Origin of the sequence: Palleronia sp. LCG004, from assembly GCF_032931615.1 — a bacterium.
Lineage (GTDB): Bacteria > Pseudomonadota > Alphaproteobacteria > Rhodobacterales > Rhodobacteraceae > Palleronia.
This window is the reverse complement of the sequence record NZ_CP136759.1, coordinates 817,408-832,362: the sequence shown is the minus strand read 5'-3', so window position 1 is coordinate 832,362 and position 14,955 is coordinate 817,408. Positions and strand designations below refer to the sequence as shown.

The following is a 14,955-nucleotide window of genomic DNA, read 5'->3' as shown; positions in this document are numbered from 1 at the left end:
GGAACCCGAGCCTCGCCGCTGCGGTTAACGTGCGAAATCATTCAACGGAGACCTGCAATGAGTTCGACCACCAAGTTCCTCGCCCTCTTCGGCCTGCTCGCCCTTGCCGCCTGTGAAACAGTCGGTGGTGCCGGGCAGGACATCCAGAGCGCCGGACGCGCCGTTCAGGGCACCGCGCAGGACGTTCAGAACGACCTATAGGGCGAAGTTCGGCCTCATGGCCCGCGCCACAAACCACGGGAAATGCGAGGCGGGACAGGAAGATTTCCTGTCCCATTTTACATTTGCGGCCCTATTCCCCCGCTTGTCCGAAGCCTCACATGATAAGCTCGCAATCGCCACGAGCACGACACCACACGACAGCGTGGCTCGCCCTCGACGGTTTGGTCGAGAATCTGCAATGCGTATCTCGCTTGCTCGAGAAACAAACTCGATTGCGCGGAACTGATGGGTTCAGCCACAGCTTGTATCTTCGCGTAACTATCGCGCGAAACCCGTGAGGCCGTTATGAAGAACCCGATGCTTGCCAAGAATCCGTTCATGAGCGCCTGGCTCTCGGCGGCCAACCAGATCGCCGCCCCCGCGCGCGGTCAAATGATGGCAGAGATGAGACGAAACCAGATGCAGATGATGCAGGACTGGCAACAAACTTGCATGAAGATCTGGTTTCCGTGGATGCATCGCGGCAGGTAAGTCGCCGCATCCGAATGCTATTGAAAGGGCCGATCCGCAAAGCAAAACGGCCCTTGTCCTGTACTCAGGTTATCTCAGCAGGACTGCCGTAATCATCCAATCCGGTAGAAAGCCTCAGTTCTTCTTGCGACGGCGCATCACCGCAAAACCACCGAGCGCGGCGATCAGCAGCGGCGCACCGGCGGGAAGCGGAATAGCGGACATCTTGTCGGCACCCATGGTGTTGGTGAAGGAGAAACTCAGATCGTTGTAGTCGAACGGACCGCCGTAGAGATCCTCGAACGATACCAACGTCATATTGTCCATCCAGTCGCTTTCGACGCGGGCATGCGCGAAGCCATCGGCGTTGCGGTCCGGCGACCCGGTAAAATATGAGCTATCGGTGTTGATCACGTAGAGCCGGAACACCAGTTCCTGACCGGCCGTGAAAGATCCCAGATCCATCGTCGCCCAAAGCGGATCCTTCTTGTTGTCGAAGATGAACGTGTCGTTCAGGAACAGGAGGCTGTTATAGGCGGCCGTGCTGCCATGATACGTCGCGGTGACGTTTCCACCGGTCGCGAAGACCGAATATCCTTCGGTACCGGGAGCGGCGATCGGGACGGCAAGCGACGGAGTGGCGAATGCGCCGAGGGCCAGGAGGGCAGCGCCGAAGAGGGAAGCTTTCATTTCTAACTCGCAAATAGGAACCAAGACCGAGGATGCTGTTAGCGCCGGGCCGGACAGATTTTCAAGATTAATGTTTCGGTCCGGTTAATTTCCGAGATTTGCCGCCTCACCTAAAAACAATCCTCTCCATCTCCGTCGATTGACCCCGATCGTTCGACAGTTGGCAGGAGCATCTGCTTGCGACGGACCGGGAAGAAATCCCGGACAACGAAGCTTCTGACGAAGCTGCCGCTAGACCACCCCCCATCATCCGATCGACGCGACCCTGACGCGACAAACGCGGTTCCATCCGCCACGATGGTGATCGGGTCAGAGCCGATCAGCTCTTCGCGATCCGCACGCTCAGGCCGAACGGGGATCCACGAAGCTTGGCCACGACCCTCGTCACTCCAAACCCGCAAACGGGTCCGACGTGACCCCCACAGTTGCGCTTGTTAAAATTCGCACATCGAGTTTAACGCCGTACGGCCCCCTGTTCAATCGGACAGCAAATCCAGTCAATGGGCGATGTGGCTAGATAAGCAACGCAAGGTGCGCAGAACGCCGCGTGGTGTTCTTGAGGTCTTGCGAACGCCCGCGCGACCCGGCAATCCTGTCGGCGGGACGGGCGGACGCCTCGTTCCTCCGTCACCCCTGCCCCGGAGCCCAAAATGCGCCCCCTCTTCCTCGCCCTCAGCGGCCTTCTCTTCCTCACCGCCTGCGAAACCATCGGAGGTGCCGGCCGCGACATCCAGACCGCCGGGCGGTATGTGCAGGGGACCGCTCAGCAAGTGCAGAATGACTTCTAAGTAATTCAGCTACCCTGCAATTTTCAGGCTAAACTCTCAAATTGGCTCATAAACGAAAAGGCGGATTAGAGTCAGGATCGGTGGAATCAACAGAACCAGCAATGCGATCACGAAAAGAGCAGCAGTAAATATCCGCGCCGGAAACCGCGAAAAATCCCGATACAAATAATAAGAATAGACGATATCGTTTACCTCCTTCGCCAAATCATCGTGGATCTTTATCCAGCAATCATGACCAGATATTTTTAAATTTAACTCAGGCGGAGCATGAAAAAGAATAATCTGAATACATCTTTGTCTCTTTTCGAGAGAATTTGGCTCGGAGGAAAAAAGACCGGGATTCTGCCTTTTGATAACTTTACTCCGCAAGAACTCTACGCTGGCAATCGCTCTTCCGGGATAGGAAAATCGGTAAGATGGACGCTCGAGCTCCTTTAGGTTTCTCCCATCATAGGTTTTTCTAAATCTTCTCCGGTATGCGCCCAACGAAGACCTTTGAAATTCGTTAATCAGCGTCGATGATCCCGTGCCTTGTATGTAAGCTATGAGATCACTTACGTCCGGGAAAAGTCGTACATGCCTTGGAGACAATATCAGGTAAGACGCTGAACCAGCAGCAAACAGGGTCAACCCAAGAAACTGCAGAGCGATTTGATGGCTATATAACCAATTAACAAGACCTATAAGATTTCCCTCGCCATCTATGACAAGCGGAGTCGCAAAGTTAAAAGCGCCATTAAACTCTTCCGCGAAGAACAATAGATAAGCAAAGAAAGGAACGAAAACTGAAATACGACTGAGCTTCGTATTGCCCAAGCGACCAATTGAAGACCATTTCAATCTTTCATTTACATGGTCTCCCAGACTTTGGAAAATATTCAACCTTCAGGGCCTAAGATGTTTTTACTTTAATTGTCCATCTTCAGCGCATTGATGAACGCCTCCTGCGGGATCTCGACCTTCCCGAACTGGCGCATCTTCTTCTTACCGGCCTTCTGCTTCTCCAGCAGCTTCTTCTTCCGGGTGGCGTCGCCGCCGTAGCACTTGGCCGTCACGTCCTTGCGCATGGCAGACAGCGTCTCGCGCGCGATGACGCGGCCCCCGATCGCGGCCTGAATCGGGATCTTGAACATGTGGCGCGGAATCAGGTCCTTGAGCTTCTCGCACATGGCGCGGCCACGCCCCTCGGCCCGGTCGCGGTGGACCATCATCGACAGCGCATCCACGGGCTCGTCGTTGACGAGGATCTGCATCTTGACCAGCGCATCGGCGCGATAGCCGATCATCTGGTAATCGAAGCTCGCATAGCCCTTCGTCACGGATTTCAGGCGGTCGTAGAAATCGAAGACGACCTCGTTGAGCGGAAGGTCATAGACCACCATTGCCCGCGTTCCGGCATAGGTCAGGTCCATCTGGATGCCCCGCCGATCCTGGCAGAGCTTGAGCACATCGCCCAGATACTCGTCCGGGACGAGGATCGTCGCCTTAATCCGCGGCTCCTCGATATGCTCGACGAGGGTCATGTCGGGCATGTCGGCGGGGTTATGCAGATCCATCCGCTCCCCGTCGCGCATGTGGACGTGATAGATCACAGACGGGGCCGTGGTGATGAGGTCGATGTCGTACTCGCGCTCCAGACGGTCGCGGATGACCTCCAGATGCAGAAGCCCGAGGAAACCGCAGCGGAACCCGAAACCGAGTGCGGCCGAGGTCTCCATCTCGTAGGTGAAGGACGCGTCGTTCAGCGCGAGCTTCTCGATCGCATCGCGCATATCGTCGAAATCGTTGGTATCGACCGGGAAGAGCCCGCAGAACACCACCGGAACCGACGGCTTGAAGCCCGGAAGCGCGGTTTCGCAAGGCCGCTTTTCGTGCGTGATCGTGTCGCCGACGCGCGTGTCGCGCACCTGCTTGATCGATGCGTTGAGATAGCCGATCTCGCCCGGCCCGAGACTCTCGACCGCGGTCATTGCGGGTCGGTAGACGCCTACATCATCGACGTCGTAGGTTCCGCCCGTCTTCATCATGCGGATGCGGTCGCCCTTCTTCAGGGTGCCGTCGATGATCCGCACGATGACGATCACGCCGAGATACTGGTCGTATTTCGAATCGACCAGCATGGCCTTGAGCGGGGCACTGGCATCGCCGCCCTCTGGTGCCGGCAGGCGCGTGACGATCGCCTCGAGCACGTCGGGAATTCCGACACCCGTCTTGGCCGAGATCTGTACCGCGTCATGCGCCTCGATTCCGATCACGTCCTCGATCTGCGTCTTAACGCGCTCCACGTCGGCGGCAGGCAGGTCGACCTTGTTGAGGACCGGGACGATCTCATGATCGGCGTCGATGGCGGTATAGACGTTGGCGAGCGTCTGCGCCTCGACCCCTTGCGAGGCATCCACGACCAGCAACGACCCCTCGACCGCCTGCATCGAGCGGCTCACCTCGTAGGCGAAGTCGACATGGCCCGGCGTATCGATCAGGTTCAGGACATAGGTATGTCCGTCTTTCGCCGGATACTCGATACGGACCGTGTTGGCCTTGATCGTGATGCCGCGCTCGCGCTCGATATCCATCGCGTCGAGCAGCTGATCCTTCATGTCGCGCTCGGCCACCGTGCCGGTCAACTGGATCAGCCTGTCGGCCAGCGTGGATTTCCCATGGTCGATATGCGCGACGATGGAGAAATTGCGGATATATTTGAGCTCGGTCATGGGCATGATATGCGGAGAATTCCCGTCGATGGCAATGGCCCGCCTGAGCAGGCGCGGCCCTACGCAGCATAGGAGGAAACGGAGGATGGCGACACGGGTATTCGTTTCGGGACGCGTGCAGGGTGTGGGCTTTCGCGCCTTCGCGCGGGATGCCGCGCAGCGGCACGGCGTGGCGGGCTGGGTGCGCAATCTGGGCGACGGCCGCGTCGAGGCGCATCTCGAAGGTTCTGCGGATGCGCGCGAACGCCTCATCGATGTGCTGCGCGACGGCCCGCCCACGGGCCGGGTCGACGATCTCCTGCGGGAGGAGCGCCCGACCGAACGGTGCAACACCTTCGAGATTCGAAGCTGACGGCGGCACTTGCGGATTTATCGACGCACCGTTCCGTGCTACGGCCCTCTCATTGGCAGAGGCCGACAGATCGGGGATCAACCCCGGCATCGGCCATATCGAGAGGCAGACATCATGAAGAAACTGACGGCCATCACCCTTCTCGCCATCTGCGCCGGAGGGGCCTCCCATGCGGGCGTGATCGAACGCGCCTGTCTCGGATCCGACCGCAGCCAGGCGAGCCGCGGGCTCTGCGGCTGCATCCAGCAGGTTGCCGACGTGACCCTCACCCGCCGCGATCAGCGCGTTGCGGCGCGATTCTTCAAGGATCCCCACCGCTCTCAGGAGATCCGTCAGTCGGACAATCCGAACGACGAGCTCTTCTGGCGCAAGTATCGCAGCTTCGGCACGACCGCCGAGAACTACTGCAGCTGAGAGAGCAATCCGTCGCAGGCCGCCTCGACGAGGTCGAGCGCGCCATCGAAATCGCCGGTATGATAGGGATCCGGGATCGCATCGACGCCCCGCCCCGCATAGGGCGCGAAAAGTACGGCCCGCGTGGAATTTCCCGCGGGCCGTACCCGTTCGAGATCCTCGAGATTACTGGGATCCGCGGCGAGTATCAGATCGAATCGCTCGAAATCCTCCGGGACGATCTGGCGGGCGCGAAGTTGGCTCAGATCGTATCCCGCCCGCGATGCCGCGGCGATCATGTCGGCATGCGGTGGATCTCCGACATGCCAATCGCCCGTCCCGGCGCTGTCGACCTCGATGCCCAGCCCCGCATCGGCCAGCTTCGAACGCAGCACCGCTTCGGCCGTGGGCGAACGACAGATGTTTCCCAGACAGACGATCAGGATGCTCTCGGGTTTCGGGTCCGGCACGGATGGTCCTTTCGGTATATGTCCGTCCGACCCTAGCAGAGGAGACACCGATTGGAACGCATCGTCATATTGAGCGGGGCCGGCCTTTCGGCCGAAAGCGGCCTCGGGACCTTCCGGGACGAGGGCGGAATCTGGAGCCGTTACGACCTTTCCGAAGTCGCGACGCCCGAGGGGTTCGCCCGCGACCCGGCACAAGTCCACGAATTCTACAACGCCCGCCGCTCCAATGCAGCTCTCGCCGTGCCGAACCCGGCGCATAAGGCACTTGTGCGGCTCCAATCGTCCCGGGATGTCTTCCTCGTCACCCAGAATGTCGACGCGCTCCTGGACCGGGCCGGTGCGCGCAACGTTCTTCACATGCACGGCCGTCTCGACCGCGCAACCTGCGCGGCTTGCGGCGAGACCTGGGACGCGCCTGACGTGATGCACCCCGAGGATCCCTGCCCCGGATGCGGCACCTGCGCCACGCGGCCCGACGTGGTCTGGTTCGGCGAGATGCCGAAAGGTCTAGACCTGATCGAGGAACGGTTGGGCGATGCGACCCTCTTCGTCGCCATCGGGACGAGCGGCACGGTCTATCCCGCAGCGGGATTCGTCGATATTGCACGCTCAGCGGGCGTTCCGACGCTCGAGCTAAACCTCGAGCCGTCGGGCGGCGTCTTCGATGCCGGACGCTACGGGCGGGCCAGCCGGATCGTGCCCGACTGGGTGGACGAGGTTCTGTCCCGCATCCGTTGATGATTTGTCACAGATCGGCCCAGCGGGGTCGGAAAGCCGCGACATTCCGTTGCGGGCGCGGCCACCCACAGGCAAACCTCGCTCCACCCCCGTCGGCATCATTCCTCATTCCTCCCGACCAGGGGGCCTTCCTGATCGTGGGTCGCACGTGGGCCCGCGCCACACCAAGACGAAAGCACATCATGAACAGGACATTTCCGGCGGCTCTCGGTGCCGTCTCGCTCGCCGCTCTGACCGCAGGACAGGCCAGCGCCCAATCCGACGCCGATCGCATCGCAGCCCTCGAACAGCGGATCGCGACGCTCGAACAGTCGTCCGAACCGCTCAGCTTCAACGACGAGTCCGGCACGACCGTCGAACTCTACGGCTATTTCAAGACCGACTTCATCTACGATTTCGGCTACGAGCTCGGCAACACGACCTTCGGTCTCGTCGGCATGAACAGCGACGATGACGGCGACTTCTTCAACGCGACCGTGAACCAGACGCGCCTCGGCTTCCGCACCACGACCGATACCGCCTTCGGCGAACTCGGCAGTCAGGTCGAAGTCGACCTCTATGGCGGCGACAACGCCTTCTCGACGGGCGATGCCGACTTCCGTCTGCGTCATGCCAACCTGACGCTGAACGGCCTCCGGGTCGGTCAGTACTGGACGTCGTTCATGCCGCTGTCCTCCTATCCCGTGACGCTCGACTTCCAGGGCGTGGCCGGCATTCCCTTCGCCCGCCAGGAACAGATCAGCTACGAATTCGACATCACGGGCAATTTCGTGGGTGAGGTCGCGGTCGAGGAAAGCAACGGCGACAGCGACGACCCGGTCCTGATCGGCGCGTTCGGCTACGACACCGATCCGCTTCTGCTCCGCGCTTCGGCGATCTTCGGCAACGTCAACAACGCCACCGGCGGGACGGAAGACGTCTACGGCGTGAACCTCTCGACCACCGCCGATCTCTGGGAAGGCGCCCAGCTCAACGCGGCCTATACCTATGGCGAGGGCATCGCGAGCTATCTCGTCTTCCTCGGCGACGATCTCGATGCGAACGGCGATGCGATCGAAGTCCAGTCGGCCTATATCGGCATTTCGCAGACGGTGGGCGAGGATCTGACGCTGCGGGCGATCTATGGCTACCGCGAGAACGAGACCGGCACGGCCGACGCGACCAAGCGGCTGAGCACGCTGCATCTCAACGCGGAATACTCGATCCTTGAGAACACCTCGATCGGTGCCGAGTATTTTCACGGCACGCGCGACAGCTTCGACGGCGGCAGCTACGACGTCGACCGGATCCAGACGTCGCTGACATTCGAATTCTGATATCGGTCGCGGGCGGCCCTGGCCGCCCGCATCGGCCGCGAACCCAGCTCAGCAGGTCGCCAAGACGTTCCACCGGACCCGGTGCCACCGACAAACACGAAAAGGCCCCGCCGAAGCAGGGCCTTGCCGAATATAAAAAGGAGTTGTGACTCAGGCGTTCGCCCGGGCCTTCTCGATCTCTCTCTTGATTTTCTGCGCGCCGGGCGACAGCTCTTCGGCCTTCGCCTTGTCCATGAACGCGTCAAGCCCGCCACGATGGTCGACGGTGCGCAGCGCCGCAGCCGAGATGCGGAGCTTGAACGTCCGGCCAAGCGTTTCCGACATCAGCGACACGTCGTTGAGGTTGGGCAGGAAACGGCGGCGCGTCTTGTTCTGAGCGTGGCTGACATTGTTGCCGCTCATCGGGCCTTTGCCGGTCAATTCGCAAACGCGAGACATGGGTCTGATCCTCGTCTGGTCGTGTCCGGGGTAGGCCGCGGAATCGGCCGGCGGACGGGAATGGGTTCGAGTTGCAGGCCAATAGGCAATCGACGGGGGGGCGTCAAGGGGGTCCCGGCGGCGTCAGTCACGCCCGAACAGGTGTTCGATCATCCGGTCGGCGGCGGCGGACGGTGCGGTCTCTCCGGCCGCGACCGCCCGGCCGAGATCCTCCATCCGCGCGCGGGTCGCGGCATCCGCCGTCAGATGCCGGACGATCCCGTGGCGCACCGCCTCCTCGAACCAGTGGCGGCTCTGCGCGGCGCGTGTCCGGTCCCAGTGCCCCGTCCCTCGTCGATAGTCGGCGAGAGAGGCCATTTCTTCCCAGGCCTGCGACAGACCTGCATCCTCGGTCGACGAGACGCTCAGCGCCTTCGGGAAACCCTCCGGATCTCCGTCGCGGCGACGCAGCAGATGCAGCGCACCCGCGTAATCGGCCCGTGTCCTCTCGGCCTGCGCCTTCATGTCGCCATCGGCCTTGTTGATGAGAATCAGGTCGGCGATCTCCATGATGCCGCGCTTGACGCCCTGAAGCTCGTCGCCGCCGCCGGGGGCCAGAAGCAGCGTGAAGATGTCTGTCATCTGCGCGACGATCGTTTCGGACTGCCCCACCCCCACCGTCTCGACGATGACCACGTCGAACCCCGCGGCCTCGCAGAGCGCGATCGCCTCGCGCGTGCGCCGCGCCACGCCGCCGAGCTCGGTCTGGCTCGGCGAGGGACGGATGAAGGCCCGCGGATCGCGGCTGAGCTGCGGCATGCGGGTCTTGTCGCCCAGGATCGATCCGCCCGACCGCGTCGAGCTCGGATCGACGGCGAGGACCGCCACGCTCCTGCCCTGCCCGATCAGCATCAGCCCCGACGCCTCGATGAAGGTCGACTTCCCGACGCCCGGCGTGCCCGACAACCCGATCCTGAGCGCCTGTCGCCGGGGATCGGCCACACCGTCGAGAAGGGCGGCCGCCGCCTTGCGATCCTCGGACCGGGCGCTTTCGACGAGCGTGATCGCTCGCGCGAGCGCCCGGCGCTTGCCGCCGCGTACACCGTCGATCATCGCGTCGAGATCCATGCGGCGATCTGGCCCGACCGCGCGGGCATTGTCCAGTGCCCCCCATGGGCTTAGACGGAAGCCATGCGCCTTCCGATCGACGACGTCCTGCCGGAACTCCTCTCGGCCCTTGCCACGCATGGCCGCGCGGTGCTGCAGGCTCCGCCCGGCGCGGGCAAGACGACGCGCGTGCCGCTCGCGTTGCTCGATCGCATCGAAGGTCGGATCGTGATGCTCGAGCCGCGCCGCCTCGCCGCGCGGGCCGCGGCCGAGCGCATGGCCGAAACGCTGGGAGAGAGCGTCGGCGAAACCGTGGGCTACCGCATTCGAGGCGAGGCCAGGGTCACGGGCAAGACCCGGATCGAGGTCGTGACCGAAGGGATTCTGACCCGCCGCCTGCAGAACGATCCGGGCCTCGAGGGGATCGGTTGCGTCATCTTCGACGAGTTCCACGAACGCTCGCTCAACGCCGATCTGGGTCTCGCCCTGACATGGGAGGTGCGCCAGGCCCTGCGCGAGGATCTCGCCGTCCTCGTGATGTCCGCGACCCTCGATGCCGGGCCGGTGGCAGAGCTGCTGGATGCCCCCATCGTGACGAGCGCGGGCCGCGCCCATCCGGTCGAGACGCGCTGGCTCGATGTTCCGCGCGCGAAGCAATCCCGGCTCGAGACCGAGATGGCCCGCCTCATCACTCGCGCCGCGGCCGAGACCGAGGGCGGCATCCTCTGCTTCCTTCCCGGAGAGGGCGAGATCCGGCGCATCATGGCCGCGCTGGACCTGCCAGGGATCGAGATCCGGCCCCTCTACGGTGCCCTGTCCTTCGCCGATCAGCGCGCCGCGATCGCGCCTTCCAAGGGCCGCAAGCTGGTCCTCGCGACCTCGATCGCCGAGACGTCGCTCACCATCGAGGATGTCCGCGTCGTGGTCGATGCGGGCCTTGCGCGGCGCGCGCGCTTCGATCCCGGATCGGGCATGTCGCGGCTCGTGACCGAGCGCGTCAGCCATGCGGAGGCCGCGCAGCGCGGCGGCCGCGCCGGCCGCGTGGCCCCCGGCATCGCCTACAAGCTCTGGACGCGCGGCGAGGACGGCGCGCTGCCGGCCTTCCCCCCGGCCGAGATCGAGACGGCCGACCTTTCCTCCCTCGCGCTGGATCTCGCGCTCTGGGGCGCACGCGATTCCGCCGACCTGCCCTTCCTGACGCAGCCGCCCGACGGCGCGATGGCCGAAGCACGCACGCTGCTCGGAGATCTGGGTGCGCTGGAGGAAGGCCTCGTCACCGATCACGGCCGCGCGCTTGCCGCACTTCCGCTCCACCCGCGGCTCGCCCATATGTTGCAGCTGTCCGGTCGGAAAGCCGCACCGCTCGCCGCCATCCTGTCGGATCGCGACATCCTGCGCGATCGCGGTGCGGATCTGACCTTGCGGCTTCGCGCGCTCGACAATCCGAACGGCTTCGGCCTCGGCAAGGGGGCGGTCGCCCGGATCCGCGACGAGGCGAAGCGCCTTGCCCGCGCGGCGGGCCCCGACGCGGATCTGAGCGCCGCGCAGCAAGCGGCCCTCGCCTATCCCGACCGTATCGCGCTGCGCCGAAAGGGAAACGCCCCGCGCTGGCTCCTTTCGGGCGGCAAGGGCGCGACGATGGGTGCCGAGGATCCACTGGCGACCGAACGCCTTCTCGTCGTGACGGATACGGACGGCCATCCCCGCGAAGCCCGCATCCGCCAGGCAATCGCCATCCCGGAGGCCGATCTGCGGGCCGTTCTGGGTCACCGGATCGGCTGGCGGAACGTTTGCGAATGGTCCCGCCGCGAAGGCCGCGTCGTCGCACGCCAGCAGGAACGGCTCGGGCAGATCGCGCTCGACGACCGGCTCTGGCCCGATGCGCCGGACGACGCAGTGGCACAGGCCATGCTCGAGGGGATCCGCCAGGTCGGGTTCTTCCACAGCGGTGCGACGCGCCGGCTTCTCGCCCGCGTCGCGCTGACCGGGGCGTTCGACACGAACGACCAGGCACTGCTCGATACGGCCGAGGATTGGCTCCTGCCGTTCATCGGTGGCCTCAGAACCACGGCGGACTGGAAGAAATTCGACACGCTTCCCGCGCTGCGTGCGCGGCTCGATTACGACGCGCAGCAGCGTCTGGAACGGGAGGCCCCGCCGCACGTGATCTCGCCGCTGGGGCGCAGGTTGCCGATCGATTACGGCGGCGAGACGCCCGAGATCTCGGTTCGGGTCCAGGAACTCTTCGGAATGAAGTCCCACCCACAAGTGGCTGGAATTCCATTGAAGATATCGCTTCTCTCACCCGCGGGACGACCTGTTCAGGTCACGACCGATCTGCCAGGGTTCTGGGTCGGAAGCTATGCCGACGTGGTCAAGGACATGCGCGCCCGCTACCCTCGCCACCCCTGGCCAGACGACCCGCGAGAGGCTCCGCCGACATTGCGTGCGAAACGGCGCGGCGACTGACGCGACGGGCCGAACTTGCCTCAATCTCGCTGCACGGCGTTGTAAACATTTTGTCATGCGTTAAGCTTGGTGGCCATGCGCGTCCGGGGTGGGTCACCTCCGTCTTGGTCGTCGGACCTCACACGGGAGCGTTCAATGGACGAACACCAGAATACAAAGATCGACCAATCGTCGCTCTGGATTTTTCCAAGGGTGAACCGACCCGTCTTCATCGGGTCGGCAATCCTCATCCTCGGATTCATCTTCTTCGGGGCGATATTCACAGAAACGGCCAGCTCGGTCTTCACCGGGCTGCAAAACTTCCTCGCCACGAATTTCGGATGGTTCCTCGTGATCGAGGTAAACCTTCTCCTCATCTTCGTGATCTTCGTGGCACTCGGACCCTTCGGCGACATCCGTCTGGGACGGATGGACGAGGATCCCGAATATCCGCTGATCAGCTGGACCGCGATGCTCTTTTCGGCGGGCATCGGCATCGGGCTCATCTACTGGGGCGTGGCGGAGCCGATGTTCCACTTTTTCTCGCCGCCGATGGGCGAGGCCGAGACCCTCGCTTCCGCACGGCAGGCCATGTCCCTCAGCTTCATGCATTGGGGCTTCCACGCATGGGCGATCTACGCCGTCATCGCGCTTGCTCTGGCGTATTTCCACTACCGTCAGGGTTTGCCGCTGACGATCCGGTCCTCCCTCTATCCGCTCCTGGGCGAGCGGATCTACGGACGCTGGGGTGACTTCGTCGACGTCGTCGCCGTGTTCGGGACGATGTTCGGCATCGTGACCTCGCTGGGTCTCGGGGCGATCCAGGTCAATACCGGCCTCTCGCGGGTGTTCGGTCTGCCCGAATCCTCCCTCATGCAGGTGATCATCATCGCGCTCATCACCGGCGCCGCGACGATGTCGGTGCTGGCCGGTCTCGACGGGGGGATCAAGCGCCTGTCGAACATCAATATCGGCCTCAGCTTCGTGTTCCTGACCTTCATGGTGATCGTCGGACCGACGCTCTTCATCTTCGACAGCTTCGTCGAGAATTACGGCAACTACGTCGCCTCCCTCGCGGATCTGGGCACCTGGACCGAAGGCTGGAGCGGCGGCACCTGGCAGAACAGCTGGACGATCTTCTACTGGGCCTGGTGGGTAAGCTGGGCACCCTTCGTCGGCGTCTTCATCGCCCGGATCAGCCGCGGCCGCACGATCCGCGAGTTCCTGATGGGCATCATGCTGATCCCCTGCTCCATCATGTTCTTCTGGTTCACGGCCTTCGGCGGTACTGCGATCAAGTTGTCGCTCGACGGCGAGACCGCGCTCGTCGAGGCGACGCGCGACAACTACGCCCAGACCATGTTCGAACTGCTCTCCTACTTCCCCTTCTCGTCCGTCATGTCGATCTTCGCGATCATCCTGATCATCATGTGGTTCGTCACGTCGTCGGATTCGGGATCGTTCGTGATCGACATGCTGACGGCGGGCGGGGATCCCGATCCGCCCAAGATCCAGCGTGTCTTTTGGGCGATCAGCGAGGGTGCCGTCGCCTGCGTCCTGCTGATCATGGGCGGTCTCGACGCGCTGCAGGCAGCCGCGGTCATCGCGGGCTTCCCCTTCGCCGTCGTGATCCTGGCCATCGCCCTGGGGCTCTGGCGGGCGCTCAGATGGGACGAGCTCATGGTCCATCGCCACAGGCAGCGGTTCCGCAACGATGTCGAGGCGGATCACAACATGCCGAACGCCCCGCATTCCGCGGCACTCGATACGGTGGATTCGGAAATCGTTTCGCCGTCGCCGGGCGGAGAGCCTTCTCCGGCCGAATGACGGCCTGAACATCAGAACACGAAAAAGGCCCCGGACATCACGTCCGGGGCCTTTTTTCATACGGTGCGGTTGGATCTAGACGCCGAGGCAGTGCCGCATGATCGCCTTCTGGGCATGCAGACGATTCTCGGCCTCGTCGAAGATCACCGAATTCGGACCGTCCATGATCTCCGACGTAACCTCGTCCTCGCGATGGGCCGGCAGGCAATGCATGAAGAGCGCGTCGGGCTTCGCATGGGCCATGAGTTCCGCATTGACCTGATAGCCGCGCAGCTGGTTGTGGCGCCGCTCCTTGGCGGATTGTGGGTCATGCATCGACACCCAGGTATCCGTCACGACAAGATCCGCACCCTCGACCGCACGCCGCGGATCGCGTTCGATCGTAATCAGGTCGTGAAGCGCAGGCTCGGGGTCGAGCTGCTGGGGCCCAGTGAACGTCAGGTCGAAGTCGAATTTCCGCGCGGCATGCGCAAAGCTCGCGAAGACGTTGTTGCCGTCACCGGACCAGACGACCTTGCGGCCCGCGATCGATCCACGATGCTCCTCGAACGTCATGATGTCGGCCATGATCTGGCAGGGATGCGTCCGGTTGGTGAGCCCGTTGATGACCGGCACCGTCGCATGTTCGGCCATCTCCAGAAGCGTCGCTTCCTCGAAGGTGCGGATCATGATGAGATCCACGTAGCGCGACATGACGCGGGCCGTGTCGGCGATCGTCTCGCCATGGCCGAGCTGCATGTCCGCCCCCGACAGGACCATCGTCTCGCCACCCATCTGCCGCACGCCCACGTCGAAGGACACACGGGTCCGGGTCGAGGGCTTCTCGAAGATGAGCGCGACCATCCGGCCTGCGAGCGGCGTCTCGTCGTCGGGCGCGCCCTTCGATCGATCGCCCCGCCGCGTCTTCATACTGCGCGCCGCGTCGATCACGGCCCTGAGGTCGGTTTTGTCGGTTTTGTCGATGTCGAGAAAATGGGGCATTTTCGGGTCCGGTTGGGGCCGGAGAACGGGGGCAAGCCCCCGCAC

The 14,955-nt window shown here is 63.0% G+C and carries 16 protein-coding genes; 9 read left to right on the top strand and 7 right to left on the bottom strand.

Features of this window, described 5'->3' with window-relative positions; all coding sequences use genetic code 11:
* Positions 1-57 precede the first annotated feature (57 nt).
* Complete coding sequence (locus tag RVY76_RS03955; RefSeq protein WP_317376003.1) at positions 58-201, top strand: entericidin A/B family lipoprotein; 144 nt, start codon at positions 58-60, stop codon at positions 199-201.
* 306 nt (positions 202-507) lie between these two features.
* Entirely contained in the window at positions 508-693 is a 186-nt protein-coding gene (locus tag RVY76_RS03950) for a hypothetical protein (RefSeq protein WP_317376001.1), read from the top strand.
* A 114-nt stretch (positions 694-807) separates the two neighbouring features.
* On the opposite strand, the gene RVY76_RS03945 is transcribed toward RVY76_RS03950, so the two are convergent.
* Complete coding sequence (locus tag RVY76_RS03945) at positions 808-1,362, bottom strand: VPLPA-CTERM sorting domain-containing protein (RefSeq protein WP_317375999.1); 555 nt, start codon at positions 1,360-1,362, stop codon at positions 808-810.
* A gap of 650 nt (positions 1,363-2,012) precedes the next feature.
* Here RVY76_RS03945 and RVY76_RS18660 point away from each other — a divergent pair.
* A complete protein-coding gene (locus RVY76_RS18660; protein ID WP_410796009.1) occupies positions 2,013-2,150 on the top strand; it encodes an entericidin A/B family lipoprotein in 138 nt (45 codons plus the stop codon).
* 36 nt (positions 2,151-2,186) lie between these two features.
* Here RVY76_RS18660 and RVY76_RS03940 read toward each other — a convergent pair whose 3' ends face one another.
* Both RVY76_RS03940 and lepA read right to left on the bottom strand, forming a co-directional pair.
* On the bottom strand, positions 2,187-2,990 hold the full coding sequence (locus RVY76_RS03940; RefSeq protein ID WP_317375998.1) for a hypothetical protein: 804 nt from the start codon (positions 2,988-2,990) through the stop codon (positions 2,187-2,189).
* A 68-nt stretch (positions 2,991-3,058) separates the two neighbouring features.
* A complete protein-coding gene (lepA, locus tag RVY76_RS03935) occupies positions 3,059-4,861 on the bottom strand; it encodes a translation elongation factor 4 (RefSeq protein ID WP_317375997.1) in 1,803 nt (600 codons plus the stop codon).
* A gap of 85 nt (positions 4,862-4,946) precedes the next feature.
* Between lepA and RVY76_RS03930 the strand changes: the two genes are divergently transcribed.
* A complete protein-coding gene (locus RVY76_RS03930; protein WP_317375996.1) occupies positions 4,947-5,213 on the top strand; it encodes an acylphosphatase in 267 nt (88 codons plus the stop codon).
* Between the two features lie 114 nt (positions 5,214-5,327).
* Positions 5,328-5,627, top strand: coding sequence for a hypothetical protein (locus RVY76_RS03925; protein WP_317375995.1), 300 nt, complete (start codon positions 5,328-5,330; stop codon positions 5,625-5,627).
* Here RVY76_RS03925 and RVY76_RS03920 read toward each other — a convergent pair.
* Positions 5,615-6,076, bottom strand: a complete 462-nt coding sequence (locus RVY76_RS03920) for a low molecular weight protein-tyrosine-phosphatase (protein WP_317375994.1) — start codon at positions 6,074-6,076, stop codon at positions 5,615-5,617. The two genes, RVY76_RS03925 and RVY76_RS03920, sit on opposite strands and share 13 nt — an antisense overlap.
* 51 nt (positions 6,077-6,127) lie before the next feature.
* Between RVY76_RS03920 and RVY76_RS03915 the strand changes: the two genes are divergently transcribed.
* Positions 6,128-6,814, top strand: a complete 687-nt coding sequence (locus tag RVY76_RS03915) for an NAD-dependent deacylase (protein WP_317375992.1) — start codon at positions 6,128-6,130, stop codon at positions 6,812-6,814.
* Between the two features lie 182 nt (positions 6,815-6,996).
* The gene (locus tag RVY76_RS03910; protein ID WP_317375990.1) at positions 6,997-8,130 is read left to right on the top strand and encodes a DcaP family trimeric outer membrane transporter; all 1,134 of its coding nucleotides are present in this window, start codon (positions 6,997-6,999) and stop codon (positions 8,128-8,130) included.
* A gap of 150 nt (positions 8,131-8,280) precedes the next feature.
* On the opposite strand, the gene rpmB is transcribed toward RVY76_RS03910, so the two are convergent.
* Both rpmB and meaB read right to left on the bottom strand, forming a co-directional pair.
* Positions 8,281-8,568, bottom strand: a complete 288-nt coding sequence (gene rpmB / locus RVY76_RS03905) for a 50S ribosomal protein L28 (RefSeq protein ID WP_317375989.1) — start codon at positions 8,566-8,568, stop codon at positions 8,281-8,283.
* Positions 8,569-8,691: 123 nt separating this feature from the next.
* Positions 8,692-9,675, bottom strand: a complete 984-nt coding sequence (gene meaB, locus RVY76_RS03900) for a methylmalonyl Co-A mutase-associated GTPase MeaB (RefSeq protein WP_317375988.1) — start codon at positions 9,673-9,675, stop codon at positions 8,692-8,694.
* 63 nt (positions 9,676-9,738) lie between these two features.
* Here meaB and hrpB point away from each other — a divergent pair, with 63 nt between their 5' ends.
* Both hrpB and RVY76_RS03890 read left to right on the top strand, forming a co-directional pair.
* Positions 9,739-12,123, top strand: a complete 2,385-nt coding sequence (gene hrpB, locus RVY76_RS03895) for an ATP-dependent helicase HrpB (protein ID WP_317375987.1) — start codon at positions 9,739-9,741, stop codon at positions 12,121-12,123.
* A 135-nt stretch (positions 12,124-12,258) separates the two neighbouring features.
* Positions 12,259-13,929, top strand: coding sequence for a BCCT family transporter (locus RVY76_RS03890; RefSeq protein ID WP_317375985.1), 1,671 nt, complete (start codon positions 12,259-12,261; stop codon positions 13,927-13,929).
* 75 nt (positions 13,930-14,004) lie between these two features.
* On the opposite strand, the gene argF is transcribed toward RVY76_RS03890, so the two are convergent.
* Positions 14,005-14,910, bottom strand: coding sequence for an ornithine carbamoyltransferase (gene argF / locus RVY76_RS03885; protein WP_317375983.1), 906 nt, complete (start codon positions 14,908-14,910; stop codon positions 14,005-14,007).
* Positions 14,911-14,955: the final 45 nt, after the last annotated feature.